The organism is Gluconobacter cerinus, from assembly GCF_002723935.1.
Taxonomy (GTDB): Bacteria; Pseudomonadota; Alphaproteobacteria; order Acetobacterales; family Acetobacteraceae; genus Gluconobacter; species Gluconobacter cerinus.
In genome coordinates this window covers 360,915-386,688 of record NZ_BEWM01000001.1, presented here as the reverse complement: position 1 = coordinate 386,688, position 25,774 = coordinate 360,915, and the positions used below count along the sequence as shown (strand labels likewise).

Here is a 25,774-nt window from a genome sequence, read left to right as displayed (position 1 = left end):
TCAGATTAGAGCGAGAAGTTCTCTCCAAGATAGACCCGGCGCACATCTTCGTTGGCGACGATGGCCTCCGGGGTACCTTCCATCAGAACCTGACCACCATGCATGATGTAGGCGCGGTCAATGACTTCAAGCGTTTCGCGGACGTTATGGTCCGTAATCAGCACACCGATGCCACGATCCTTGAGGTGAGACACAAGATCGCGAATTTCGCCCACGGCAATCGGATCGATACCGGCCAGAGGCTCATCCAGCAGGATATAGTTCGGCTGGCTGGCCAGAGCGCGGGCAATTTCCAGACGGCGACGCTCACCACCGGACAGTGCCAGCGAGGGTGAGTGACGCAGGTGCGTGATTCCGAACTCGGCGAGAAGGCCGTTCAGCATCGTTTCGCGCTTTTCCGGATCGGATTCGATCACTTCCAGCGCGGCCATGATGTTCTGTTCGACGTTTAGGCCGCGGAAAATGCTGGCTTCCTGTGGCAGATAACCAACGCCCAGACGCGCCCGTCGATACATCGGCAACTGGGTGATGTCTGCGCCATCCAGCGTAATGGTGCCCGTGTCCGGCTGGACCAGCCCTACGATCATGTAGAAGCTTGTCGTCTTGCCTGCGCCGTTCGGTCCGAGCAGGCCAACAGCCTCACCGCGTTGCACCTGAATGGACACGTTTTTGACGACAGCCCGCTTTTTGTAGGTCTTGCCGATCCCGCTGGCGACCAGACCGGTCTGGAGCACGGGAAATGAGGGGGATGTGTCTGTCACTTTGGTGCCTGGCTGCTGTTGGCTTCGTTTGGAACGACTAGTCCCTGAATAGGAGAGTCAGATCCTGGCAGCATCGTGGCAATGCCGGTCTTCATGTTGACGATAGCCTGAGACCCGTTGTTCTGGTTCTGGCCCTGCGTCACATGCACGTGGCCGATCAGGCGGGCAATCTGGCTGGCAAAGACATAAACGCCTCTGTCCCCGGTTGCTGTCTGGGTAGGGGTGCGCAGCACGACATGGCCCCAGCCATAAGCCCGGTCCAGTTTGGAAGAACCGCCACCAAGAGGGCTGCCGTCGCTTTTCGCCGGCTGGGCCTGTCCTGCTGGTGCAGGGGAGTCCGGTGCACTGAAAGAGACCAGCACGTCAGCCTTGATCTGGCGCCCGTCATTGGTGGTGACAGTTGCGTTTCCGCGGCCGACCGACATGCGGGTCTTGGAATGATATTCCATGACGTCACGTGCAGTGAGCACATCCTGCGGCGTCGTAAGCTTCAGGTTTTTGCCAGTCATGACCATGACGGCCTGATCCATGTCATACAGGGCACGGTCGCCCCAGCCCTGGTCCGTCTGGTTATAGATATGAACGTGACCGCGGGCTTCTATGCGGTACAGTTCAAGGGAGCCACCCATCGGGTCGGCTTCACCGGTCTGTCCATTTGTAGCCGGCGGCGGTGCGGCTGGTTGTCCCTGGGGAGCCGCTTTCTTGCGCAGATAGCCAATCAGCGTATCGGCATCGACCGTTACATCCCCTCGCACGGCACGGGCACCGCCGGTCAAGGTAACTGTCTGGGCGTTCCGGTCGTAGATTTCCTCGCTTTTCCAGAACAGCTTAACGGCCTCGCCGTGAGACATATCCAGCCCATCCGCATAAGCGGCAGGTGTGGCGGTGGTAGCGAGGAGAAGTCCTGCAACGGGAAGCAGTCTGGCGATGCGGCTCATCATTTCTCTGTCTTGGCTCCTTCCTGGCGGAGGCGGGCCGCCATGGAAGGGGGGCCGTTATCGTCGTTGCGGACCGTCAGACCCGGCCCTGTAAACTGCATGATACCTGCATGCTGGTCCAGGAAATAGCCCTGCGCGTCCTGCTTGCCAAATGGGCCTTCGGCATGGACCCAGTCGCGGGATGCAATAACGTCCTGCTTCAGGTCCATATCGGCGGAAGGGCCGTTCATGAGCGTCCCGTCATCGCGGTAAAGCACCACGTTGTCGTCTAGATTCAAGGTCTGCTCGTGCTGCATGTAGACACCCCGATCCGCCTTGATATGCGCCCAGGAATTACCTGCCAGCTCGATATCCGCCACCGGATCAACCAGATCTACACGGTCCGGGCCTTCCTGATGCGTAACGCGTGCCGTGATCATGTACAGGTGGTTATGGGCGTCCAGACCGCGATAGACGGCATTTTCCATATTGCCGCTCTCAACGCGCAGGCGGGCCATTTCCTTCAAAGCTGCACGGTTCTGATTGACGAGATGAGAGATCTCGGGCCACGCCGCAATTGAACTCAGCAGAACAAGTGCAAGCCCCGGGAGGGCCCATTTGGCAAACCCCAGAAGAGAGCGGCGGCGCGCCAGCTCTTCTGGATTGGGAGCGGTTCGTACTTTCTGGAATGCTGCACGGCGCAGGGCATCAAGCTTGGCGAGGCTTTCGCTCCGGTTTCCTGAAAAGTCGTCCCGTTTGGGGCGTTTGTCATCCTTGGGCGAGTCGGTCATGCCAGGCCCGCCCTCAGGAGATCGTGCAGGTGAATGATGCCCTGTGGGCGTCCGTCCTCTCCAACGACGAAAAGACTCGTGATCGGTTTGGAGCGTGCATTCATAAGGAGAAGGACGTCCTGTGCCAGGGTCGAGGGGGCAGTCGTGGTTGGAGAGAGATTCATGACCTCTTCCGCCGTGGTCGTGTCAAGATCGCTGTGGAGGGCCCGTCGGAGATCCGCATCCGTGATGAGACCGCACAGCGCGCCATTCTCGTCCGTCACGCCCATGCAGCCAAAGGCTTTGTGAGTCATTTCCAGAATGACCGAACGAAGCGAGAGAGATTTTTCCCCGAGTGGGAGGGCCTCTCCGGTGTGCATCAGCTCCCGCACCGGGCGCAAACGCGCGCCCAGACGGCCACCTGGGTGAAACACGCTGAAATCGTTGGCTGTGAAGCCGCGTTTTTCCAGAAGGGCGATGGCCAGCGCGTCTCCAAGGGCAAGCTGAAGAAGCGTGCTCGTAGTGGGAGCCAATCCCATGGGGCAGGCTTCTCTGGCGGGAGGGAGAACCAGAGCAATCTTGGCAGCGCGGGCCAGAGCCGAGGTCTCGACGGATGTTATGGCAATCACATCCAGCTGTCTGTGCGACGCATACGACAGAATTGCGGCAAGTTCTGTGGTTTCGCCGGAATTCGAGAGAGCAAGGATGACATCCCCTGCCGCGACCATGCCCAGATCACCATGTGCGGCTTCTGCGGGGTGGACGAAGAGAGACGGAGTTCCGGTAGAGGCAAGGGTGGCTTGGATCTTGCGGCCAATATGACCCGACTTCCCGATGCCCGTGACAATCAGCCGGCCAGAACAGAGAAGGATCCGCTCTATGGCATGGCTGAAAGCTTGCCCCAGAGAGCCGCCGAGGGCGCTTTCGAGCGCTTCAAGCCCCTGTCGCTCGACAGCAAGAGTGTGCAGGGCCGAGGGAAGGGGCGAGGTAGCCGGGTTTATCATGTCAGGGCGCAGTGTAGGCGATTACGCGCGGTGTGCGAAGATGTCGGGCTCGTCGTAGCCCAGAAGATCCAGACGGGTGCGCGCTGAAAGGAAGTCAAAGCAGGCCTGAGCCAGCTCCCGCCGCTCTTCCCGGATCAGCATGGCTTCAAGCTTGTCCCACAGGGCATGGAGATAAAGCACGTCAGACGCAGCATAGCGCTTCTGGTCGTCCGTCAGGGTTTCAGCACCCCAGTCCGAGCTCTGCTGGTGCTTGCTGATTTCGACGCCAAGCAGGTCGCGGCACAGATAGGCCAGTCCATGACGGTCCGTGAACGTATAGACGAGGCGGGCAGCGATCTTGGTGCAGATGACGGAAGAGATCGTGATGTCGAAGGCCTTCTGGAGCACTGCCACGTCAAAGCGGGCGAAGTGCATCAGCTTGGTGATCGAGTCATCCGAAAGGAAAGCTTTGAGGTTAGGGCAATCATAGCCACGGCCACCCATGGAGACAGGCTTGATCTGCACGAGGTGTGCTTCACCGTCACCGGCGGAAAGCTGCACAAGGCAGAGGCGATCTCTGTAGGGATTGAGACCCATGGTCTCGGTATCTATGGCGACAACAGGGCCAATATCAAAATCTTCCGGCAGGTCGCCGTCATGAAGATGGATGGCGTTCTGCTGGCTCATTTTGTTGTCACCGAATTTTTATGAACTCAGAGGGGAAGGTTCGTATGAACCTGACCGTCTGTGGTGCCCAGAAGAAGACTCGAACTTCCACGTCCTTTCGGACACAGGTACCTGAAACCTGCGCGTCTACCAATTCCGCCATCTGGGCTCAGAAAGCACCGGGTTTTTTCAGTTTCCTGAGGCATCCCGGGTTGGTGAAGAGGCGTTTACATTGACTGAATGAGAGCGTCAACAGTTGGAATGAAAGAAAACAGGGAAATGGAAAAACTTTTTTCGGGTGCGGGGCAGCAGAAGGTCGCTGTCATTGGTGGTGGTGGTTTTATTGGGCGCAGCCTGGTGAGAAAGCTGGTTGCCACCGGGCATGTCGTTCGTGTGGGAAGTCAGAATCCCGAAAAAATTCAGGGGCTTGGAAAGGCGCGTGGAACAGGGCGCGTCGAGTTCCTGAAAACGTCAGTCAATGATGCAGCGCAGCTTGATCGTCTGTTTGATGGTGTGGATGCTGTCGTCAATCTTGTCTCTGTCATGACGCCAGATGTGCAGACTCTGCATCGCATTAATGTCGAGGGCGCTCGGCTAGCAGCTGTGCGGGCTCATCTGGCAGGTGTGAAGCACTACGTTCATATGTCTGCCATCGGTGCTTCTTTGACGTCTCCAGGGGCATATGGTCGGAGTAAAGCGGCTGCAGAACGTGTCGTACGGGATGTTTTTCCTGATGCGCGTCTGCTTCGCCCGTCTGTGGTGTTCGGGACGGATGATAGCTTCTTCAATCTGTTTGCCTTGATCGCAGCGCTATCGCCTGTTTTACCGGTTTTTGCCGGTCGCACATATTATCAGCCGGTATTTGTGGAAGATGTTGCAGAAGCAGCGCTACGACTTCTGCAGCCGGAGAATGCAGGTCTAACGGTTGAGGCCGGTGGTCCCGATATCCTGAGTATGCGTGAGCTTATGGCGTTCGTACTCGAAGCGTCGGGTCGTAAAAGAATTCTGCTCCCGATCCCGCAAGTGGTAGCCCGCCTTGAAGCGACTGTTCTGGAGAAGTTGCCTGGCCATCTGCTGACGCGAGACCAGGTGGCCATGATGTCTGTCGATAATGTCGTGCAGCCGGGGGCTGAGACCTTGCAGACACTCGGAATCCATCCGGCATCACTGGGAATGGTGGTTCCGGGGTATCTGAACGGAAGCATCTGTAAGCTTTATCGCCAGCTAAAAGCCTGATTGGTCCGTATCGGACCTATAAAATGTGACACTCACGCAAGAAAAGTGACGCTATGAGGTCGGTTTTTTTATATTGGTAAGCATTGCTGACTATTATCGCGTAAACTGACGGAATAGCTGGTATTCCACAAATTTCGTACGCTTTGGCGTGCGTTCTGTTTTTAGGAGACACGGCGCATGGCCGAACGGATGTTGCAGTTCGTCAATCACCCACAGATCCTTCCGGAGAAGCGTGACGCTGCCGAGCGTCGTGCAGACTTTGGAGAGATTTACCGTGGGTTTGCGATGAGCCGCGCTGAAGAGCAGGCCTCTCGCTGCTCTCAGTGTGGAATTCCGTTCTGCTCCGTGCATTGCCCTCTTGGTAACAACATTCCGGACTGGCTGAAGCTGACGGCAGAAGACCGTTTGCAGGAAGCCTACGAGATGTCTTCGGCTACCAATACCTTCCCGGAAATCTGCGGTCGCATCTGTCCGCAGGATCGCCTGTGTGAAGGCAATTGCGTGATCCAGAAGGGGTTCGAGAGCGTCACGATCGGTGCTGTCGAACGCTTTATTACGGAAAATGCTTTTGAGCAGGGCTGGGTGCAGCCGCGTCTGCCGGATCGTGAACTCAAAGTCAGTGTTGGCGTCGTGGGTTCCGGGCCTGCCGGTCTGGCCTGTGCGGAGCGTCTGCGGGCACGTGGGTATGAGGTTCATGTCTATGAACGTCAGGACCGTGTGGGCGGCTTGCTGACGTACGGTATTCCGAGCTTCAAGCTGGAAAAGCATGTCGTGGCCCGTCGTCACAAGCTGCTGGAAGAGCAGGGCATCATCTTCCACCTTTCCACCCCAATCGGTGCGGGTGAGGGGGAGACGTCACTGGATGATCTGCGGACGCGTCATAACGCGGTGTTCCTTGGAACGGGCGTGTATCGTTCGCGCTCCGTGGATGTGCCGGGTGCTGACCTGAACGGCGTTGTGGATGCAATTGACTTCCTGACGGCCTCGAACCGTCGTGGATATGACGAAGACCCCGGTGAAGATGCAGCACTTCATGCCAAGGGCCGTCGTGTTGTTGTCATCGGTGGTGGCGATACGGCCATGGACTGCGTTCGGACGTCTATCCGTCAGGGCGCCGAGAAGGTTACCTGCGTTTATCGCCGTGACCGTGCGAACATGCCGGGCTCCCGTCAGGAAGTTTACAACGCCGAGGAAGAAGGCGCGAACTTCGAGTGGCTGGCTGCGCCGGAAGAGTTTCTAGGCGAAGGCACGGTTGAAGGTGTGAAGGTGCTGAAAATGCGTCTTGGTGCACCGGATGCCACGGGCCGCCGTTCCATCGAAGGCACGGGCCAGCATTCCATTATTGAAGGCGACCTTGTGATCCGCGCGCTGGGTTTCGATCCGGAAGACCTGCCGGGCCAGTGGCAGCAGCCGGAGCTTGCCGTGACGCGCTGGGGCACGCTGACGGTTCCGCCGGGCGGTTTCCAGACGAGCCTGCCGGGCGTGTTCGCTGGTGGCGACATTGTCCGTGGTGCGAGCCTCGTTGTCTGGGCCATCAAGGACGGCCGTGATGCGGCTGATGCAATTCACCTTTCTCTGACCGAGACCCTGGCGCTGGAGGCTGCGGAATGACACAGAACACCGATTTCATCCGCGAATACACTGAGAACGTAGAACGCCTGAAAGGTCTGTATGACCCGACGCAGGAGCGCGATTCCTGTGGTGTGGGCCTTGTGGCTGCTCTGGATGGCAAGCCGTCCCGCGCTGTTGTGAAGGCCGGTATCGAAGCTCTGGGCAACATCTGGCATCGTGGTGCTGTCGATGCTGATGGCAAGACGGGCGATGGCGCGGGCATCCATGTCGAAATCCCGCAGGATTTCTTCGCGGAAGCCATTCATAACAGCTCCAGCGATGACACGATCGACGGTCGCATTGCCGTTGGCATGGTGTTTCTGCCGAAAACGGATCTGGCGTCGCAGGAAGCGGGTCGACAGATCATCGAAACCGAGGTTCTGAACTTCGGTTACGGAATCTACGGCTGGCGTCAGGTGCCGATCGACACGGCCTGCATTGGCGAGAAAGCCAACCAGACGCGCCCCGAAATCGAACAGATCATGATCCGCAATACGCTGGCTCGCTCGGAAGACGAGTTCGAGCGCGACCTCTATGTGCTGCGTCGTCGCATCGAGAAGCAGGCGACCCGGCAGCAGGTGGATCTGTACATCTGCTCGCTGTCCTGCCGTTCGGTCATCTATAAGGGCATGTTCCTTGCCGAGAACCTGACGGATTTTTATCCGGATCTTCTGGACGAGCGCTTCGTCTCTCGGTTCGCGATCTACCATCAGCGTTACTCGACCAACACGTTCCCGACCTGGAAGCTGGCCCAGCCGTTCCGCAAGGTGGCGCATAACGGTGAGATCAACACGATCTCCGGCAACACCAACTGGATGCGGTCGCACGAAACGCGCCTCTCGAACGCAGCTCTCGATCCTTATATGGAGGATCTGAAGCCGGTCGTGCAGGCTGCGGGTTCAGATACGGCTGCGCTGGATAACGTCTTCGAACTCATGACCTTCGGTGGCCGCAGCGCGCCGATGGCCAAGATGATGCTCATTCCGGCGTCCAGCGGCGCGAACTCCGCGATTTCTCCCGCAGCGCGCGCCATGTTCCGCTACTGCAATGCGGTCATCGAACCGTGGGATGGCCCGGCTGCGGTCTGTGCAACGGATGGCCGCTGGGTCATTGCGGGGCTGGATCGTGCGGGTCTGCGTCCGCTGCGGTATTCCATCACGAATGACAACCTGCTGATCGTGGGTTCAGAAGCGGGCATGGTTCGCGTGCCGGAAGCGCGTATTCAGCGTCGCGGGCGCCTTGGTCCGGGGCAGACGCTGGCGCTCGACCTCAAGGAAGGTCGCCTCTACCAGCCGGATGAACTGCTTGAAATGCTGGCCTCCCGTCAGGATTTCCAGTCTTGGGTCAAGCGCATCCGCAATATCGAGCCGATCGTGCGGGATGTGGTCGAGCCGGAAGGTATGGCCGCCGACGTGCTGCGTCGCCAGCAGATGGCCGTCAGCCTGACGCATGAAGAGCTGGAAACCATCCTTCACCCGATGGTCGAGACGGCTGCCGAAGCTCTGGGCTCCATGGGGGATGACACGCCGCTTCAGGTTCTGTCCAAGATCTATCGTGGCCTGTCGCATTATTTCCGTCAGGGCTTCAGCCAGGTTACGAACCCGCCGATCGACTCCCTGCGTGAAACGCGGGTGATGAGCCTGATTACGCGTCTGGGCAATCTGGGGAACATTCTCGACGAGCGCCCGGAACAGTGCGATCTGCTTCAACTCCCCAGCCCGGTTCTGACGGTTGGTGAGTTTGATGAACTGCGGAAAGTCTGCGGTGAGAACGCAGCCTCGATCGACTGTACTTTCCCGGTTGAGGACGGCGAAGAAGGGCTGCGTGCGGCGATCGCGTCCATCCGCGTTCAGGCGGAAGATCATGTCCGTGGCGGTTGCACCCATCTGTTCCTGACGGATGAGAATACCGGGCCGGATCGTGTGGCCGTGCCGATGATCCTTGCGACGGCTGCCGTGCATGTTCATCTTGTGCGTCATTCCCTGCGCACGTTCACGTCCCTGAACGTGCGGACGTCCAGTGCCATCGACGTTCACGCCATTGCCGTGACGATCGGTGTTGGTGCGACGACGGTGAATCCGGCGCTGGCCCAGCACAGCATCGCGGACCGTCTGCGTCGTGGCCTGTTTGGCCAGATGACGATGCGTGAGGCGATGGAACGTTACCGCAAGGCGGTGGACAAGGGTCTGCTCAAGATCATGTCCAAGTTCGGGATTTCCATCATCTCGGCTTACCGCGGTGGCTACAATTTCGAAGCTATTGGTCTGTCCCGTGCGTTGGTGGCCGAGTTCTTCCCGGGCATGCCGTCGCGTATTTCCGGCATTGGTCTACCGGGTATCGCCCGCAACATCCTGAAGGCTCATGCGGCTGCGTGGGATCAGAAGGTTGAAGCGCTTCCGGTCGGTGGTCGCTACAAGCTGCGTCGTCAGGGAGAGACGCATGCGTTCTCCGGCCAGCTTGTGCACATGCTGCAAAGCGCTGTTTCGGCCAACAGCTATACGCTGTATCGCCGTTACGCCGATGCCGTGCGTCAGATGCCGCCGGTCGCCCTCCGTGACCTGCTGGACTTCAAGGCACCTCATGCACCGATCCCGGTGGACGAGGTTGAAAGCATCACGCAGATCCGTCGTCGTCTTGTCGCGCCGGGCATTTCGCTGGGTGCCCTGAGCCCGGAAGCGCATGAGACGCTGGCGATTGCCATGAACCGGATTGGCGCGAAGTCTGATTCTGGTGAGGGTGGCGAGGACGCCGAGCGTTCCAAGCCGCGCCCGAACGGGGACAATGCGTCTTCCGCGATCAAGCAGGTGGCGTCTGGCCGGTTCGGTGTGACCGCGCAGTATCTGAATGACTGCCGCGAAATCGAAATCAAGATGGCCCAGGGCGCGAAGCCGGGTGAGGGTGGACAGCTTCCGGGCTTCAAGGTCACGGAGCTGATTGGTCGCCTGCGTCATGCGACGCCGGGTGTGACGCTGATCTCGCCTCCGCCGCATCATGACATCTATTCGATCGAGGATCTGGCCCAGCTCATTTATGATCTGAAGCAGGTCAACCCAACGGCAACCGTCACCGTGAAGCTGGTTGCCCGCACGGGTATAGGCACGATTGCGGCCGGTGTGGCGAAGGCGAAGGCTGATGCCATCCTGATCTCCGGTCATTCCGGTGGTACGGGTGCCAGCCCGCAGTCTTCGATCCATTATGCGGGTCTGCCGTGGGAAATGGGCCTGTCCGAAGCGCATCAGGTTCTGATGCTCAACCGTTTGCGTCATCGTCTGGTGCTGCGGACGGATGGCGGCATCAAGACGGGCCGTGACGTGGTCATGGCGGCGATGCTGGGTGCGGAAGAGTTCGGCATTGGTACGGCCGCGCTGGTGGCCATGGGGTGCATTATGGTGCGTCAGTGCCATTCCAACACCTGCCCGGTCGGCGTCTGCGTTCAGGATGAAAAGCTGCGTGCGAAGTTCGAGGGCTCACCGGAGAAGGTCATCAACCTTTTCACGCTGATTGCCGAAGATATTCGCCATATCCTTGCCGATCTGGGCGTTCGCTCCCTGAAGGACGTCATTGGCCGCACGGACATGCTGCGTCAGGTCTCCCGTGGTGCGGACTATCTGGACGATCTGGATCTGAACTCCCTGCTGGTGCAGGCCGATCCGGGTGAACATGCGCGATACTGCACCCGTGAGGGCCGCAACGAGGTTCCGGAAACGCTGGACGCGCAGATCGTGGCCGATGCGATCCCGCTGTTCGAGCGTCGTGAGAAGCTGCACTTGCACTACAACGTGCAGAACACGCATCGCGCGATCGGGACACGTATTTCCGGCATGATCACCCGTCAGTTCGGGATGCATGAACTGCCGGAGGGTCAGCTCACGCTGTCGCTTCGCGGGTCGGCTGGTCAGTCCCTTGGTGCCTTCGCGGTGCAGGGTCTGAAGATGATCGTGGAAGGCGATTCCAACGATTACGTCGGTAAGGGGCTTTCGGGTGCGACGATCGTTGTGCGTCAATCTCCGTCGTCCCAGTGGCGTTCGGAAGAGAACGCGATCATTGGCAACACGGTCCTGTACGGCGCAACGAGTGGCAAGCTCTTTGCGGCTGGGCAGGCTGGTGAGCGTTTCGCCGTCCGTAACTCCGGTGCGACGGCTGTTGTTGAAGGCTGTGGCTCGAACGGTTGCGAGTACATGACCGGTGGCAAGGTCGTGATCCTGGGCGAGACGGGCGATAACTTCGGTGCAGGCTTCACGGGCGGCATGGCCTATGTGCTTGATCCGAAGAACCGCTTTGAATCCCGCATCAATCCGGACACGGTGATGTGGAACCGCGTGCAGCCGGGTAGCCGCTGGGATGTGGAACTGCGCACGCTGGTCGAGCAGCATGTGGAAGAAACAGGCAGTACGTACGCCGCGGACCTGCTGCATTGCTGGGAGCACACGCTGGAGCAGTTCTGGCACATCGTTCCCCGCGAATATGCCAAGGTCATTGGCTATGTGCAGGAAGACCTGTCCAAGCTTTCAGCCTGATTGCTTCGATTGATTAAAGTCTGAAAGCCCCGCATCAGGTTTCTGGTGCGGGGCTTTTTTGCTGTGACTTAGGACTTGAGTTTTCTGGTCAGCGTGACGAGCGCGGCGATCTGGCCGGCAATGAACTTGCAGGTAGGTTCGTCTATGAGTTTCAGCGTTTCCGGATCTACTTTCCCTGCGACCATGCCAATCATGACCTCTGGGCGGTTAAGAACAAATGCATCCAGAAACACCATATTCTGTCGGAGGTTGTATTGCGCTCTGGCCCCTCCGATCATGCCGGGGGACGCCGTTTGGATGGCGACAGGTTTGCCACTGAAAGGTTGAGGCGCTACGCGGGAGAGCCAGTCGATGGCGTTCTTCAGTACGCCGGGAATGGAATAATTATATTCCGGTGTCACGATGATGACGCCGTCTGCGGCCCGGATCTGTTCCGCCATGGCCAGAACGGGGGCCGGAAAGCCTGTGTCCTGAACATCCGCATTGTAATGCGGAAAATCCCCGATTGATCCGAGTGGGGTGATGGAAACCCCTTCGGGCGCAAGTTCGGGCAAAGCGCGCGCAACTGCCGCGTTGAAGGAGGCTTTGCGCAGGCTTCCGAGCAGGGTGACGAAATGCAGGGGCGTGTCGTTAGGCATGAACTGGTCTCCGTCGAAGAGGCGCATTTCCTGTTGTCATGACCCGATAGGAAACGGATCATGACACAAAGCAGGAGTCAGGCTGCGTTTTTCAGCATCCCGTGAGGATCTAGAACGAATTTGCGAGGCGCGCCGTTGTCGAAATCATGGTAGCCGCGTGGCGCGTCTTCGAGTGAAATCACGGTGGCGTTGACGATATCTGCGATGGGCAGGCGTCCATGCAAAATGGCCTGCATCAGTTGCCGGTTATATCTCAGAACGGGTGTTTGCCCGGTGTGGAACGACTGGCTTTTGGCCCAGCCCTGACCCAGCCGGAGTGTCAGGTTGCCTTTCTGCGCCGCAGCTTCATGAGCGCCCGGATCTTCCGTCACATACAGGCCCGGAATACCGATGGCACCGGCTGGACGGGTGACTTCCATGGCCTGATTGAGGATGACGGCTGGTTGTTCCTTTCCGTCATATCCCTTGGCCTCGAAACCGACGGCATCAATGAAACTGTCGACCTCTGGTGTTCCGATGACCTGTTCGATGAGGTCACCAAGCCTGTCGTGGTTTTGGAGGTTGATGGGCTCAAACCCGACCGCTTTCGCGTGGGCGAGGCGTTCAGGATTGAAATCGCCAATCATGACAACCGCAGCGCCAAGAATGCGCGCCGACGCGGCCGCTGCCATGCCGACAGGGCCTGCTCCTGCGATATAGACCGTTGAGCCCACACCCACCTTGGCATTGATGGCGCCATGGAACCCGGTGGGGAGAATATCGGTCAGCATTGTGAGGTCTCTGATGCGCTCAAGTGCCTGAGCCTTGTCAGGGAAGCGCAGCAGATTGAAGTCGGCATAAGGGACCATGACGTAGCGGGCCTGTCCGCCGATCCATCCGCCCATATCCACATAGCCATAGGCGCCACCCGCGCGGCTCGCATTGACCGTCAGGCATACGCCCGTGTGCTGTTCCCGGCAGCATCGGCATCGCCCACAGGCGACGTTAAAGGGAACGGAGACCAGATCGCCCTTGCGGACCATCTCGACATCCGATCCGGTTTCGATGACTTCGCCGGTGATTTCGTGGCCGAGGACCAGCCCGGATGGCGCTGTTGTACGGCCCCGAACCATATGCTGGTCGGAGCCGCAGATATTGGTGGAGACGACCTTGAGAATGACGCCGTGGTCAATCTTCCGGCCATCGGGTGTTTCCATTCTGGGGTCATCGATCCGCTGGACTTCAACATGATTGGGGCCAAGATAAACGACCCCTCTGTTTTCGTCAGACATGGCTTCTCTCCAGGTTCGGGCAGCGGCCATCCCTTGCGGCCGGGGTCGCCCGGCACGACGAAATGTTGTCGTACAAGGGCCTCAACGTTCGCCGCGTGCTCTGGAACCGTGACATAGGGCTACAGACGCGCCTCTCGCTCGAACGTGATGGGAATTCCTGTCCTTCGCCTGCGGGCACCTTCTGAGCCGGATGATTTGTGAATTAAGAGGCGACCAACTTTTCAAGCCAGACTTGAAGCCGCCCATGGAAGCCCACTACCCTGTGATCCATCTGTAGGCACGGCTGTGCCAACTGAACGAGCGACAGAGGGGTTCATGGAAAATCACGTCAATACATTGTGGGGACAGTTTTATGGCTGGCTTCCCACTCTTCTGAGTTACGTCGGGCAGCTTGTTCTGGCGATTATCGTGCTGTTGGTGGGCTGGTCCATCATCAACATGATCACGCGCGGCATGGGCCGCATGATGGCCGCCAGCAACATTGAGCCGACTCTCAGGGGCTTTCTGCTCAGTGTCGTCGGGCTGCTGCTGAAGGCGCTTCTGCTGATCAGCGTTGCTTCGATGGTTGGCATTGCAACGACGTCCTTCGTCGCGGTTCTCGGCGCGGCTGGCCTCGCTGTTGGCATGGCGCTTCAGGGCAGTCTTGCCAACTTTGCGGGTGGCGTGCTGATCCTGCTGTTCCGTCCGTTCAAGGTCGGTGATTCCATTACGGCAGCGGGTAATACCGGAACGGTTGTTTCGATCGAGATGTTCCGCACCGTACTGCAGGATGCCAGCAATGACATCGTCTATGTGCCAAACGGGACGCTCTCGAACAATGTTGTCATCAACAGCTCGCAGTCAGAGCGGCTTCTGGCGTCGGTCAGTCTGCTGATTGATTACAACGACGATATCGACAATGCTCGTGCACTGCTTCTGGGGCTGTTTGAAAATGACGCTCTGGTTCTCAAAACGCCCGCGCCATCCGTTTCGTTTCTGCCTCGTCCGGCCAATGTCGCCGTTACGCTTGGCTTCTGGTGCGCACCGGGTAACGTAACGCCGCTGGTTGCCAGGTACTCTGAGGCATCCATTCAGGCACTGAAGAAAGAAGGCTTCCGTCTGGGTGTTACGGCCCGCACTGCTGCTTGAACCTTTTCGAGGCCTGTTCAGGATTATGCTGGGCAGGCCGCGTTATGGTCTTTGGAGCGTGTTCCATTAAGAATGCAGCGCCGTTGTTCTCCTCAGGAAAACTCACTCGGTTTAAGACGGCGGTTTCTGAAATTGGTGTGTGGACCCAATGTACTAGATAAAGCTCTTAAAAACAGTTTCTTATCGGGTCAAACCATCAAATTTCTATCGCGGACAAGCAACGCGTAAAACGTTGGGTGTCAAACCTGAATCTTGATCTCGAGTGTTCATTCCCCGACTTCAGGATGCCAATTTATTTTTCCAGCTATCTCTTAGAAAAATAAGAGTTGAATTGGCAGCACGCTCCCATTGATACCGAACTGACGATCCGATGACCTGTGGTCTGATAACGGGAGGTTGACCGAAGCTGGCAAGCATTTTTGCAGCACGAACAGATGCAAAACTATCAAAATCAAAAGTCAGGTTTTTGGACGCTGAGAGTTTCAGGGCTTCCCAGATCAGGAGCATGTTCGCGCCTGGCGTGGAAAAGGAACGGTCGCGCGCGGATTGCCAGAAATAGAGATTTTTATCGTCCCAGATCAGAACACACGAAGACACCCTCTGATTTTTCTCACCATACGCACTTAAGACGCATGTTTGATTACGTAATAAGCAAGCCTCAAAAATCTTAGTCATTCTTGGAAAATCGTGACTGTTTTTCGAGTGTGGCTGGTCAATCAAAGACATCTGGATGAAGTCTTCAATATCTGTACTCTGAACAACATCTAGTTTTTGTGCTGCTGAACGAATGAGATTTCTCGTTTTCTGATCGCATTGTTCGAGAACGACACAAGGAGAGGTATTTTTGTCGACCCGGAATGTAAAAGCATTTCTGATTTGTAGCCCCGAGATAGAAAATGCGAAGGCGGCCTCGTCTGACGGGTCCAGACTGATTTTCAGATGATCGTATTTTGGCAGGGCTTCTATGAGCTCAGAAACGATGTTTCTTATTTTTTGAGATCGACGAAACGCTTTTGAGGCAGGAAGAAAAAACCGAGGCCCTAAAGTACGCGTGTAGGGCGGTGGGATGATATACTTCATCCCGAAATGCGTTTTTTTGTAAAAACTGAAATCAGAAACAATTGCGCCGTTGTTTTTAATTTCAATTCTGTCGCATTGGTCATCAGTAGCCGCCGAAAGCCACCAGTTTTCATGAAAAATCGAATGCTCTGAGGGGAGAGGCGACGGAGTGAACTGAAGGGGAGATGTAAGCATCTTCATACTGTGACTCGAGCTGTAGGCTCGGTATTTATTTCTCAATTCGACAAAAAGTAACAGACAGTTTCATATAAAAAATAATTATGCCAAATTTCACTTGGTGGAAGAGTGCTTCATACCAATCAGGATGGTCAAAAAAGGTGAAGCGCTGACAGCGGGACCGAAAGTCTCATCGACGGTTTTGGACGTGATTCATGCGCGATTTGTTGCAGGCGTTATGGGCCCATTTTCTACAGGGCCGAATTGGACCTGATCTCTCATGGGTTTCGCCCCTTTTCAGGCTTACTTTCTCCTATCCTTCAGATGCGATACATCTACGTAGGGTGCCGGCGATAATCTCGAATTGCTCGGTGATCTGGAGTTCAGGACCACCCGTGATGGTGTCACTGATGGCGATGGTAATGCGCTCGCAGCGGTTATAGGTCGACAGCGTCAGATTGCCCTTCGCACCGCCTTTCTTGGCTCCATGCTTTCAGCCAGAAGGTCCAGAAAGGCCTGGATGTCGCTGTCCGCGTCCTCACGAAACTGGCGCACCAGTTCACGAATGGCGCGGGCACGCTCGAAGAGCTTCTTGACCAGTTCGTCTTTGAGCAGGTCTTCCGGCTTCACGTTCGCACGCGGGACAAGGCGTCCAGCGGAATCCTTCATGTAATCGTCAGGATTGTGGCTCATGCCTGTTCTCGCTTGCGCTTGGCCTCAACTGCTCGGGTGCGGCGTGCCTCGGCAGCGGTCCAGATCTTCAGTCTTAGCATCCGGGCATGTCGTGCGTTCGTGGCGCTCGGCTGCGCGGGTCTGAGCGCGTTCCTAACGGCGGATCTGAAGTTCGTTCTACCAAGTGAGGGCTATAGAGCACGCCATCCTCACCACGCAGGATGAAGCGTGTGAACTCGAGTTCCGGCAGTACACGTTGCAGCACATCGACATGCTCGCACGCCATTTGCGCAACTTGAGCGTCATCCGGTGCAAGGCCGCCAACGCGGAACATTACGTCCCGAGCGGCTTTCAGTGCGTCCATGAGAGAGTGAAACACGCCCCGCTGTTCTGCGGGGAGCCCCTTGAGGAACGCCATGGCCAGAATGTTGTCCCAATCAAACGTGGCAGGGATCGAGAGCGTCATTTGGAAGCTCCTGCCTTTTCCAATCCGCGAACGATCTTCATAGCGTGTTCCGCGACGCGGCGGAGCTTGGTCAGTTCGTGGCCCAGTTTGTGGGCTTCTTCGACCGTAACAATGCCGTCTGCCAAAACGCGAATGGTCGTCTTCACGGTGTCGTTAGCCTTGTCGGCGACGTCTTCCATGATTTCGACCACATCGCCGTGGCCAAGCTGAACCGGCGTCAGATGATAGCACAATTTATGTGCCATCGCCTGTAGAATGAATGGTTCCTAGGCGAACTCATCCAGCACAATCGCCACGTCTATTGGGGCTGTCGTGGCGGAATTGCGGTTCTGATATTCCGAGATCCGCGCACGGCCAACGCGTGTGAGCGCTGCTGCAGCATCAATGCCGCCTATCGCGCGGACGGCTAGTTGCGTGGCTGTCTTGAGGGCAGGGGCATGATTCATGGCTTCACCCTCGCACTGCGATCGGCCATCTTGCGCGCCTCACTATAAAACGGAGCAAAGACACATGGCTGACGAATGGAAACTGAAGGAAGACGGAAACCTCGATATTTCGAGTGTAACGGGCTTCCGTGCGGTTGTGATTCAGGACGGTGCCGTGGTGCTTCAGGTAAAAGCTGCCACATCTCCTGAACACTATCCGGCTGGTGATAAGCTGGAGCAGTTCTCGCTTTCGCCGCAGACGGCGGCTGAACTCGGACGCGACCTGCTCGACGCTGCGCAGGTGCTTCTTCAAAAGCCTGAAGGCGAGATGCACTAAGGATTACAAGCAAGACTGCATCTTGCTGACGGTGGCATGAGCGGAGCTTACCCTTGAGGGTATGAAGAATGCTCATGTCGAACCTTCATATAGATCTGGTCGTAGTTTTTGGGGCGGAATACCTGTTAGTTTGGCTATTGCCAGAACTCGTCCTGGTGGAATTTTTTTCCACGAGTACACAGACGGTGGCTTCGTTGTTTTATACGGGGCAGCGTCGCTCGATGTCCGCGAACAACTTCTACAATCGGTTTATTGACTGGTGCTGTCAGGCGTGGCTTTTGTCTAGATGCAATTCGCATGGTCTGCGCGAGGCGGAAGCCCGGAGGCTGGCTGTACAATGCACCAGATCGTCGCCATCACAGGGCATGGGAGTTTGGCCGAAGTAGCGCGCTATACTCGGGCCACCGAACAGGTGGCGTTGGCACGTTCGGCGATGTCAAGGTTGAGGCGAAATGCCAAACCTGTCTTCGAAAGTGTCAAACCTGCCGAAAACTGGTGGAAGATAGCAATTTTTAAGATTTGTGGTGGACCCGACGCGATTCGAACGCGTGACCTTTGCCTTCGGAGGGCAACGCTCTATCCAGCTGAGCTACGGGTCCGTCGGGTCTCCAATAGACGGTTCAGGATAGGCTTGCCAAGCCCTTAGTAGAATTTTGTTTGTTCAAGGTTGTGCGGTGGCTTTCCAGAGAGCTGCCGCCACGTCTCCGCCAGATGGGAGCGCGCTTTCAGGCGTCAAAATCCATGAGGTGACGTCCTGTGCTGTCATCCGTTTATCCCGGCTCATCAGGTGATGGGCCGTCGGAAATTCGTCCAGTCGTACTGAGCTGGGAAGGCGTCTCAACAGACGTGCTGTGTAAGGCGGAAGAACGAACTGGTCCCGACCACCGAAAATCATAAGCATGGGCGTTCTGACCCGTGGTGCGTCGTCGAAAGCTGTTGCCATGAGATGGGTCAGGCCCAAAAGTGGATGAATGGTCGAACTATGCTGGGTCAGCGGGTCAAAATACATGCGTCGCAGGGCACGGATGTTATCGCTCGCAACGCGCTCTCCGGGAACGGCTGATCCATCCAGTTTCCAGCGAGGCGCGACTGTATCGAGGCCATCCAGAACGGTCTGCCAGGGCTCACCGAGTTTCATGATGGCTGGTGCGAGAATAATGGTTCCGGACAGTTCTGGTGGCGGCTCGGTCGCAAGGAGCAGGGCGACGGCTCCGCCCATGCTCTCGCCCATGACATAGAGAGGCACGCCCGGGTAACGCCTGCGGAGCCACGCAAGCTCTTCCCGCGTGTCCTGAATCATGCGCGCCGTGCTGCTCCAGCCACCTGCGTCCTGTGTGGCGCCGAACCCACGCTGATCTGGGGCGACGATTTCGATGCCGGCCGCGCTCAGGGGCGGTGCAAAGAATTCCCACGCATCCCGGCTGTCTCCAAAGCCATGAAGGGCCAGAACAACGGCCTTCAATGGGTGTATTGCGGGATAAATTCTTAAAGGAATGCGAGCGCCATCGGACATGCTGAGCGTCACATCCGGGGGGATGAGGGCTGTTTCTTTCGCTGTCGGATGCAGGTCAGGCATTGGCCGGTGCGTGCAGGCACCGAGAAGCAGCGTGCAGGCCGCAAAGCAGGCCACGGTGCAGGAAAGACGCCACAGGCGGTTTGAAACGGATGGGAATGAGCCTATCATCGCGAAGATTTTAGAACGTCCTGCCCTTCCGGGCGAGAAGGGAGATATTCGTGCCGTCTGAAACGCCTCATCTGGTTCTGGTTGACGGGTCTGGGTTCATTTTCCGTGCATTCCATGCCCTCCCGCCTATGAGCAGCCCGGATGGTGTGCCGGTCAATGCGGTTTACGGCTTCACGAATATGCTGACACGGTTGCTGCGCGATCATGTTGGCACGCATCTGGCCGTCATTTTCGATGCTGGTCGTCAGACGTTCCGCAACGAAATTTATCCTCAATACAAGGCGCATCGTCCGGAACCGCCAGAAGACCTGCGCCCGCAGTTTGGTCTGATCCGGGATGCGACAGCGGCGTTCAATGTGCCGTCGATTGAACTGGCTGGCTGGGAAGCAGACGATCTGATCGCGAGCTACGCCAAGGCTGTTGTGGCGCGGGGTGGACGCTGCACGATCATCTCATCCGATAAGGATCTGATGCAGTTGATCTGCCCTGGCGTCGAACTGATGGACCCGATGAAGCAGAAGCCGATTCGGGAAGCGGAAGTAGAGGCCAAGTTCGGTGTGCGGCCAGATCAGGTTGTCGATGTTCAGGCCCTGATGGGGGACTCTACTGATAACGTGCCGGGTGTGCCGGGCATCGGCGCAAAGGGTGCGGCCCAGCTCATTAATGAATATGGCACGCTGGAAAAGGTTCTGGATGCTGCGGAGGGCATGAAAGCCTCCAAGCGCCGCCAGAACCTGATTGAATTTGCGGATGCCGCCCGGATGTCTCGCAAGCTGGTTCTGCTGGCCGACGATGTGCCGTTGCCTCAGCCGATTGAGGAACTGGGGTGCCGCGAGCCGGTTCAGGAAACGCTCCGGGACTGGCTCGACACGATGGGCTTCCATTCCACAATCCAGCGGATGGGCCTCGGGTTGGCGGCAAAGCCAAGGCCCACGCCTCGTCCCAAAGCAGCGCCAGCAGAGGGTGAAGCACCGACCGTGACGCTCTCTGAAGCGTCTTATGGACCGTATGAAACGGTTACAGATTTCGAGACGCTGGATCGGTGGATTGCCGAGGCGCGAACGGCTGGGGTTGTCGCCGTTGATACGGAGACGGACAGTCTCAATGCACGTCAGGCCAATATGGTCGGGCTGTCGCTCTCTGTTGCGCCGGGCAAGGCCTGTTATGTGCCGTTCCTGCATGAAGGCAAGCGGGATCTGTTGCAGGATGGGCCGGACGATCATCCGACCGACCAGCAGCTCGATCGTGCGGAAACACTGAAGCGTCTTGCGCCTCTGATGCGGGATGCGTCTGTTCTGAAAATCTTCCAGAACGCGAAATATGATCTGACGGTGTTCCGCAAGGCTGGACTGCCTGAAATAACGCCGATCGACGATACGATGCTCATTTCCTATGCACAGTCTGCGGGAGAGCACGGGCAGGGCATGGACGAGCTGTCGCAGCTTCACCTTGGCCATACACCGATCACGTATGATTCTGTGACGGGAACGGGGCGCAAGCGCATTCCGTTCGCCGAAGTGCCGCTGGATCAGGCGACCGCGTATGCGGCGGAAGATGCTGATGTCACGCTACGGCTGTGGCAGGTTCTGCGTCCCCAGTTACGTCTTCGTCAGTCACTGGCTTTGTATGAAGAAATCGAACGACCTCTGATTGAAGTCCTGACGGATATGGAAGACGTTGGGATCAAGGTGGATGCCGTTGAACTGCGGCGTATGTCGGCCGATTTTGAAACGCGTATGGCGGTGATCGAGAAGGATATTCACGAACAGGTTGGGCGCAGTTTTAATGTTGGGTCGCCCAAGCAGCTTGGTGAGATCCTGTTCGACGAAATGGAGCTTCCGGGTGGGAAGCGGACCAAAAGCGGCTCATGGGGGACGGATTCCTCTGTCCTTGAGGGACTGGCGGAGCAGGGGCATGACCTACCGCAGAAGATCCTGTCCTGGCGGCAGTTGGCCAAGCTGAAATCCACGTATGCTGATGCGCTTGTTGAGCAGATGGATCAGGGAACGCAGCGCGTTCACACGTCCTTTCAGATGGCCATTACGACCACCGGGCGTCTGTCTTCCAATGAGCCTAACCTTCAGAACATCCCGATCCGTACGGAAGAAGGCGCGCTGATCCGTAAGGCTTTCGTGGCGGCTCCGGGGCATGTTTTGGTGTCTGCGGATTACAGCCAGATCGAATTGCGACTTCTGGCCCATGTGGCGAAGATCGAGCCTTTGCTGGAGGCGTTCCATCTGGGGCAGGACATTCATGCCCGCACGGCCTCCGAAGTGTTTGGTATTCCCATCGAAGGCATGGACCCGCTGACCCGTCGCCGGGCCAAGGCCATCAACTTCGGCATTATTTACGGGATTTCAGCGTTCGGTCTGGGGCGTCAACTTCAGATTTCGCCGGGTGAAGCACGCTCTTATATTGATGCGTATTTTGCCCGCTATCCCGGTATCCGCGCCTATATGGAGCGCACCAAGGAAGAGGCGAAGGAACATGGCTATGTTCTGACGCCGTTTGGTCGGCGCTGTTATGTGCCGGGCATCAAGGATAAGAACGGCGCTCGTCGGTCTTATGCTGAGCGTCAGGCGATTAACGCGCCGCTTCAAGGCGGTGCTGCTGACATTATCAAGCGGGCCATGGTGAGGCTGGCGAGAAAGTTGCCTGAGACGGGCCTGAAAGCGCAGATGCTGCTTCAGGTGCATGATGAACTGCTCTTCGAGGTTCAGGAGCAGGATGCGCAGGCATTGGCGGATTTCGTCCGTCAGGAAATGGGAAGTGCTGCCAAGCTGGATGTGGCACTTGAGGTTGAAACCGGTATTGGCCCGAGCTGGGCTGACGCACACTGAGAGACTGAACGACCATGGAAACCCAACACGAACGCCGCAAGCGGATCAGCAATCGCATCATCTGGGGGGTGCTGGCAGTTGCGGCAGTTCTGGCCGGGGTCGGCTTCCAGTTGGCCTCTCATGGTGGACCGGGGCTGCTGGTACAGTCCAACGGAAATGAAGTTGGCGGCAGCTTCCGTCTTGATTCCCTTGGGGAAAGCACGGTCACGGAAGGGGACTTCCACGGAACCTGGGTTCTGGTGTGGTTCTTTGACACCAACTGCCCGGAAGATCGCTGCCAGCCGGTGCTGAAAAGCATGGAGCACGCGTATCAGGCCCTGCACGCACAAGGCGTCCGTGTCTCTCCGCTTGCGGTGTCTCTGGACCCGTTTGATGAAAATGAAGCCCTCAGAAACTATGTCATTCCGGTTGCTCCCCATGTGATGCCGTTCACAGGTACGCCGAACATGATCAAGGCGATGACGGCTGAGTATCATGCTCCGGATCAGAAAGAGGGTGACCATTACGTTCCGGCTCCACGGATCGTTATCATGGATCCAAGCGCCCGCTATGCTGGTACAATCGATGCGACTGGCGATGCAGATGCGTTGATTGCCCGCCTTCGTCAGCTGTCAAAGCGCTAAATGGCAATGCGTGTCCCGGCCTTTCTCCTCGCTCTTTCACTTGGCGTGGCCGGGACGGCGTTTGCTCAGGAGCAGACACCTCCAGACTGGGACGGGCAGACGCTGGGCAGCCCGCATAGAGGTGGAACGCTTCGGCTCACCGCAGATGGTCCCGGCGGGACGTTGGACCCGCAGGTTAATTACGGCACGCAGTACATGCAGGTGTTCGTCAATATGTACGATCCCCTGCTGACGTTCAGAGAGGCGCGTGGCCCTACCGGGCTGGAGGTCGTTCCCGATCTTGCGGACGCTATGCCGACTATCAGCCCTGATGGGCTGACATGGACACTTCATTTACGGTCCGGTCTGAAGTTTTCGGATGGATCGCCGGTTCGTGTTGAGGACGTCGTTGCGTCTTTTCGTCGGATCTATCGGGTCGGCAGCCCGACGGCGGCCTCATTCTACGGTGGGATTGTCGGTGCGAAAGAGTGCCTGGATGCGCCGGATCACTGCACGTTGCCGGGTGTGGAAGGGCATTCAGACGGAACAATCGTATTCCATCTAGCTCATCCGGATGGAGAGTTTCTCTACAAGCTTGCGTTCCCTCACGCAGTTATTCTGCCTGCGTCAGTGTCTGTGCACGATGTGGGGAATGAGACGGTTCCGGGTACAGGGCCTTATCGGATCACGCATTACGATCCCGAGCATGGGATTGTGCTAGAGCGAAACTCCTACTTTCATGTCTGGAACCCGCAGGCCCAGACAGACGGGTTTGCTGACCGGATCGAGTATAATTTTGGCCTCTCTGACGAGGCGCAGATTACTGCGGTCGAGCAGGGCCAATATGACTGGATGCTCGATGCCAAGCCCTCTGACCGCTTGGGTGAACTCGGCGCGAAGTACACCTCACAGGTTCATATCGAGCCGCTGCTGGGGCTGTATTATCTGGCCATGAATGTGCATGAAAAACCGTTCACAGATCAGCGGGTTCGTCAGGCTGTCAGTATGGCTGTGAACCGACATGCTATGACCATTTTGTTCGGTGGTGGCGCGATTTCCGAACCCCTCTGCCAGATGGTTCCACACGGCATTCCAGGCGCTGATCTTGGCCTTTCATGCCCACAGGACCTGGAGAGAGCCAGAAAGCTTGTGCGTGAGGCCGGTGAAGAGGGGGCGACCGTAACGCTGGTGGTTCCCAACCGGGCCGTTGAGCTTGGGATGGGAACATATCTGCGAAATGTACTTCAGCAGATCGGTTTCAAGGCACAGCTCCGTCCCATAACAGCTGGGCTGGCAGAATCCTACGAGCAGAATACAGCCAACCATGTGCAGATTAGTCTGTCTTACTGGTTCGCAGATTATCCCTCAGCATCGACGTTTCTCGACGATCTGTTTGGATGCGATAATTACCATCCGAATTCAGCCATTTCTCCGAATTTTACCGGCTTTTGTGACCAGCATGTGCAGTCTCTTTTTGAGCGTGCCAAAACCCAGACAGAACCAGCTTTAGCAGCACCAATCTGGCAGGATGCTGGTCATGAGATCATGAGGCAAATGCCCGGTGCCCCCATGATCCAGATGAAGACAATCGACTTTGTGTCAAAGAGGCTTGGGAATTACTACTCGACGCTTCTTAGCCACATGCTGTTCTCTCACGTCTGGGTAAAATAAGGCCGCGTGTCGGATTAAGTCTGCTGATATTGCAGGACGCAGAATTTTTCCCAGTCCATGACATGAGAGACGGGCGCAACTGTTCCGTCCGGACGCGCAGAGAGATGCCCGTTTTCGGTATGGATCGAGAAGCAGAAACCATCCTGCTGGGTCTGGCAGGCTAATGGGATAAGGCCTGCGGGTGTAAAGGCGTAAAGACCATCGTCATTCAGGATGACTGGTGCGCCACGCTCGGGAATATGATGCTTGGTTTGCAGGAAAGCTTTTTCGGCAATGTCGTAACACAGCAACTCACCGGTCCAGGCCAAAACATGTGAAGGGGTGAAAACCTGACGGTAATTTCCCCCGAGTTGACGAAATAACTGTGTCGCCTCCGTAGAATGACCAGCACGGGCAAGGTCAGCGGCCAAAGTACGCATGTCAGCGTCATGATGGCGCATGAAGTGATCGAGGATCTCCCGATTGGCGGGATGGTCAGAGGTTAGTAAGCGAAAAACCCAGAGTGGACTTTTTCTCTGAGCATATCGAAGAATTTTGAAAATATTTTCAGGGGCATTTCTGCGAGTGCGTGCCGCAATACGGCGGATTGCGGCGGGATTGTCTAGGTTGCTCACGAGTTTTTGGAAAATCTTCGTGCCCTTGAGACGTGCCGTCACCATATGGCCTGCGTGACAGACGGGAACAGAAAACGCAGGGGTCTTCTGTTGTATAAGTTTTACTTCTTCGGCGTCGGGTTTTTCATACGGGTCAAAGAAAACATAAATTTTTCCATGAGTGTCTTCGGTCTGAATGCCCATGGATTTGAGTATTGGTTGGAAAAAATTCTGGAAGTGGGAGTGATGACTGACTTCGCTTTTATCAATGCTCCATTGCGGGGCCATGGAAATAACATAGTCAAAATTAAATAGTCTGGAATATTTAATAACAGCATAGGCTCCCATGGATACGCCGTATCCCAGAAGAGAAATATCCTGTGTGTGCAAAGTTTGCTTTCTGGTCTGGACCCAGTGAAGAGCTGCGCTAAACGCTTGCAGATAATCTCCATCCCTGTACCAGCAGTCATGCTTGGCAATAATTCCTACCCAAGGAAGATCGAGTTTTTTTGCAAGTGAATATCCAAAGAATGTACCGTCGTGTCTTTCAGGAGCGCCTACGCCGGTAAAGCTGGTAACAATAATATTTTTTTCGTCAGTACCTTCCAATGCACGAACAATGTAATGATCGCCTTCATATATTGTGCTCATAAAGGTTCTTCTTCGCAGGTGTGCAGGAAGGCTCGAAAATTAATGCCGAACCATGGCGCGTGATAGATTAAATTGAATTCGGATCATATATTCACAAAT

21 protein-coding genes, 2 tRNA genes and 1 pseudogene are annotated in these 25,774 nt (G+C 56.8%); 8 read left to right on the top strand and 16 right to left on the bottom strand.

What is annotated here, in order from left to right:
* Positions 1-5 precede the first annotated feature (5 nt).
* From lptB to GCE01_RS01715, 6 genes are all read right to left on the bottom strand, one after another.
* Entirely contained in the window at positions 6-761 is a 756-nt protein-coding gene (lptB, locus tag GCE01_RS01740) for an LPS export ABC transporter ATP-binding protein (RefSeq protein ID WP_046899759.1), read from the bottom strand.
* Positions 758-1,702: an LptA/OstA family protein gene (locus GCE01_RS01735; protein WP_099210534.1), complete on the bottom strand. Its 945-nt coding sequence runs from the start codon at positions 1,700-1,702 to the stop codon at positions 758-760. The genes lptB and GCE01_RS01735 overlap by 4 nt, the downstream gene beginning before the upstream one ends.
* Positions 1,699-2,469, bottom strand: coding sequence for an LPS export ABC transporter periplasmic protein LptC (gene lptC, locus GCE01_RS01730; protein WP_086634478.1), 771 nt, complete (start codon positions 2,467-2,469; stop codon positions 1,699-1,701). Before lptC ends, GCE01_RS01735 begins: the two co-directional genes overlap by 4 nt.
* Complete coding sequence (locus GCE01_RS01725; protein ID WP_086634479.1) at positions 2,466-3,452, bottom strand: KpsF/GutQ family sugar-phosphate isomerase; 987 nt, start codon at positions 3,450-3,452, stop codon at positions 2,466-2,468. Before GCE01_RS01725 ends, lptC begins: the two co-directional genes overlap by 4 nt.
* 21 nt (positions 3,453-3,473) lie before the next feature.
* Complete coding sequence (locus GCE01_RS01720; RefSeq protein WP_099210532.1) at positions 3,474-4,118, bottom strand: ribonuclease D; 645 nt, start codon at positions 4,116-4,118, stop codon at positions 3,474-3,476.
* Positions 4,119-4,179: 61 nt separating this feature from the next.
* Positions 4,180-4,266 (bottom strand) — tRNA-Leu (locus tag GCE01_RS01715).
* A gap of 110 nt (positions 4,267-4,376) precedes the next feature.
* Between GCE01_RS01715 and GCE01_RS01710 the strand changes: the two genes are divergently transcribed.
* The 3 genes from GCE01_RS01710 (at position 4,377) to gltB (ending at position 11,461) form a co-directional block, all read left to right on the top strand.
* Positions 4,377-5,333 (top strand): complex I NDUFA9 subunit family protein, encoded by a 957-nt coding sequence (locus tag GCE01_RS01710; protein ID WP_244591044.1) that lies wholly within the window; start codon positions 4,377-4,379, stop codon positions 5,331-5,333.
* Positions 5,334-5,510: 177 nt separating this feature from the next.
* Positions 5,511-6,944: an NAD(P)-dependent oxidoreductase gene (locus GCE01_RS01705; protein WP_099210528.1), complete on the top strand. Its 1,434-nt coding sequence runs from the start codon at positions 5,511-5,513 to the stop codon at positions 6,942-6,944.
* A complete protein-coding gene (gene gltB, locus GCE01_RS01700) occupies positions 6,941-11,461 on the top strand; it encodes a glutamate synthase large subunit (protein ID WP_099210526.1) in 4,521 nt (1,506 codons plus the stop codon). Before GCE01_RS01705 ends, gltB begins: the two co-directional genes overlap by 4 nt.
* A 68-nt stretch (positions 11,462-11,529) precedes the next feature.
* Here the strand turns inward: gltB and GCE01_RS01695 are convergent, their stop codons facing one another.
* On the bottom strand, positions 11,530-12,099 hold the full coding sequence (locus GCE01_RS01695) for an NADPH-dependent FMN reductase (RefSeq protein ID WP_099211093.1): 570 nt from the start codon (positions 12,097-12,099) through the stop codon (positions 11,530-11,532).
* A gap of 77 nt (positions 12,100-12,176) precedes the next feature.
* Positions 12,177-13,370: a formaldehyde dehydrogenase, glutathione-independent gene (gene fdhA, locus GCE01_RS01690; protein ID WP_099210524.1), complete on the bottom strand. Its 1,194-nt coding sequence runs from the start codon at positions 13,368-13,370 to the stop codon at positions 12,177-12,179.
* 315 nt (positions 13,371-13,685) lie between these two features.
* Between fdhA and GCE01_RS01685 the strand changes: the two genes are divergently transcribed.
* Entirely contained in the window at positions 13,686-14,498 is an 813-nt protein-coding gene (locus GCE01_RS01685) for a mechanosensitive ion channel family protein (RefSeq protein WP_099210522.1), read from the top strand.
* Between the two features lie 279 nt (positions 14,499-14,777).
* On the opposite strand, the gene GCE01_RS01680 is transcribed toward GCE01_RS01685, so the two are convergent.
* The 5 genes and pseudogenes from GCE01_RS01680 to GCE01_RS01660 all read right to left on the bottom strand — a co-directional run bounded on the left by GCE01_RS01680 (position 14,778) and on the right by GCE01_RS01660 (position 17,318).
* Entirely contained in the window at positions 14,778-15,758 is a 981-nt protein-coding gene (locus tag GCE01_RS01680; protein WP_099210520.1) for a GNAT family N-acetyltransferase, read from the bottom strand.
* A gap of 289 nt (positions 15,759-16,047) precedes the next feature.
* Positions 16,048-16,403 (bottom strand): annotated as a pseudogene (locus GCE01_RS01675) (DUF3164 family protein).
* A gap of 97 nt (positions 16,404-16,500) precedes the next feature.
* Positions 16,501-16,872, bottom strand: a complete 372-nt coding sequence (locus tag GCE01_RS01670) for a hypothetical protein (protein ID WP_244591043.1) — start codon at positions 16,870-16,872, stop codon at positions 16,501-16,503.
* Positions 16,869-17,117, bottom strand: a complete 249-nt coding sequence (locus GCE01_RS01665; RefSeq protein ID WP_099210518.1) for a hypothetical protein — start codon at positions 17,115-17,117, stop codon at positions 16,869-16,871. Before GCE01_RS01665 ends, GCE01_RS01670 begins: the two co-directional genes overlap by 4 nt.
* 21 nt (positions 17,118-17,138) lie before the next feature.
* Complete coding sequence (locus tag GCE01_RS01660; RefSeq protein ID WP_099210516.1) at positions 17,139-17,318, bottom strand: hypothetical protein; 180 nt, start codon at positions 17,316-17,318, stop codon at positions 17,139-17,141.
* A 64-nt stretch (positions 17,319-17,382) separates the two neighbouring features.
* Here GCE01_RS01660 and GCE01_RS01655 point away from each other — a divergent pair, with 64 nt between their 5' ends.
* Positions 17,383-17,634 carry a hypothetical protein gene (locus GCE01_RS01655; RefSeq protein ID WP_099210514.1) on the top strand — a complete coding sequence of 84 codons (252 nt, stop codon included), beginning with the start codon at positions 17,383-17,385 and terminating at the stop codon, positions 17,632-17,634.
* A 522-nt stretch (positions 17,635-18,156) separates the two neighbouring features.
* Here the strand turns inward: GCE01_RS01655 and GCE01_RS01650 are convergent.
* Together GCE01_RS01650 and GCE01_RS01645 are read right to left on the bottom strand one after the other, a co-directional pair.
* A tRNA-Arg gene (locus tag GCE01_RS01650) sits at positions 18,157-18,233 on the bottom strand.
* 62 nt (positions 18,234-18,295) lie between these two features.
* Entirely contained in the window at positions 18,296-19,318 is a 1,023-nt protein-coding gene (locus GCE01_RS01645) for an alpha/beta fold hydrolase (RefSeq protein WP_244591042.1), read from the bottom strand.
* Between the two features lie 50 nt (positions 19,319-19,368).
* Between GCE01_RS01645 and polA the strand changes: the two genes are divergently transcribed.
* From polA to GCE01_RS01630, 3 genes are read left to right on the top strand one after another with little or no spacing between them, the layout of a single operon-like run.
* Positions 19,369-22,158: a DNA polymerase I gene (gene polA / locus GCE01_RS01640; protein ID WP_099210510.1), complete on the top strand. Its 2,790-nt coding sequence runs from the start codon at positions 19,369-19,371 to the stop codon at positions 22,156-22,158.
* A gap of 14 nt (positions 22,159-22,172) precedes the next feature.
* Complete coding sequence (locus tag GCE01_RS01635; RefSeq protein ID WP_099210508.1) at positions 22,173-22,781, top strand: SCO family protein; 609 nt, start codon at positions 22,173-22,175, stop codon at positions 22,779-22,781.
* On the top strand, positions 22,782-24,431 hold the full coding sequence (locus tag GCE01_RS01630) for an ABC transporter substrate-binding protein (RefSeq protein WP_099210506.1): 1,650 nt from the start codon (positions 22,782-22,784) through the stop codon (positions 24,429-24,431).
* A gap of 14 nt (positions 24,432-24,445) precedes the next feature.
* On the opposite strand, the gene GCE01_RS01625 is transcribed toward GCE01_RS01630, so the two are convergent.
* The gene (locus tag GCE01_RS01625) at positions 24,446-25,675 is read right to left on the bottom strand and encodes a hypothetical protein (protein ID WP_099210504.1); all 1,230 of its coding nucleotides are present in this window, start codon (positions 25,673-25,675) and stop codon (positions 24,446-24,448) included.
* Positions 25,676-25,774 lie beyond the last annotated feature (99 nt).

Coding starts and splice junctions, on each gene's coding strand:
- GCE01_RS01660 (WP_099210516.1), bottom strand. CDS start 17,318: ATGAATCATGCCCCTGCCCTCAAGACAGCCACGCAACTAGCCGTCCGC.
- GCE01_RS01680 (WP_099210520.1), bottom strand. CDS start 15,758: ATGAAGATGCTTACATCTCCCCTTCAGTTCACTCCGTCGCCTCTCCCC.
- GCE01_RS01725 (WP_086634479.1), bottom strand. CDS start 3,452: ATGATAAACCCGGCTACCTCGCCCCTTCCCTCGGCCCTGCACACTCTT.
- fdhA (WP_099210524.1), bottom strand. CDS start 13,370: ATGTCTGACGAAAACAGAGGGGTCGTTTATCTTGGCCCCAATCATGTT.
- GCE01_RS01710 (WP_244591044.1), top strand. CDS start 4,377: ATGGAAAAACTTTTTTCGGGTGCGGGGCAGCAGAAGGTCGCTGTCATT.
- GCE01_RS01695 (WP_099211093.1), bottom strand. CDS start 12,099: ATGCCTAACGACACGCCCCTGCATTTCGTCACCCTGCTCGGAAGCCTG.
- GCE01_RS01735 (WP_099210534.1), bottom strand. CDS start 1,702: ATGATGAGCCGCATCGCCAGACTGCTTCCCGTTGCAGGACTTCTCCTC.
- gltB (WP_099210526.1), top strand. CDS start 6,941: ATGACACAGAACACCGATTTCATCCGCGAATACACTGAGAACGTAGAA.
- GCE01_RS01685 (WP_099210522.1), top strand. CDS start 13,686: ATGGAAAATCACGTCAATACATTGTGGGGACAGTTTTATGGCTGGCTT.
- GCE01_RS01670 (WP_244591043.1), bottom strand. CDS start 16,872: ATGACGCTCTCGATCCCTGCCACGTTTGATTGGGACAACATTCTGGCC.
- lptC (WP_086634478.1), bottom strand. CDS start 2,469: ATGACCGACTCGCCCAAGGATGACAAACGCCCCAAACGGGACGACTTT.
- GCE01_RS01645 (WP_244591042.1), bottom strand. CDS start 19,318: ATGATAGGCTCATTCCCATCCGTTTCAAACCGCCTGTGGCGTCTTTCC.
- GCE01_RS01635 (WP_099210508.1), top strand. CDS start 22,173: ATGGAAACCCAACACGAACGCCGCAAGCGGATCAGCAATCGCATCATC.
- GCE01_RS01720 (WP_099210532.1), bottom strand. CDS start 4,118: ATGAGCCAGCAGAACGCCATCCATCTTCATGACGGCGACCTGCCGGAA.
- GCE01_RS01665 (WP_099210518.1), bottom strand. CDS start 17,117: ATGGCACATAAATTGTGCTATCATCTGACGCCGGTTCAGCTTGGCCAC.
- GCE01_RS01625 (WP_099210504.1), bottom strand. CDS start 25,675: ATGAGCACAATATATGAAGGCGATCATTACATTGTTCGTGCATTGGAA.
- GCE01_RS01655 (WP_099210514.1), top strand. CDS start 17,383: ATGGCTGACGAATGGAAACTGAAGGAAGACGGAAACCTCGATATTTCG.
- GCE01_RS01630 (WP_099210506.1), top strand. CDS start 22,782: ATGGCAATGCGTGTCCCGGCCTTTCTCCTCGCTCTTTCACTTGGCGTG.
- GCE01_RS01705 (WP_099210528.1), top strand. CDS start 5,511: ATGGCCGAACGGATGTTGCAGTTCGTCAATCACCCACAGATCCTTCCG.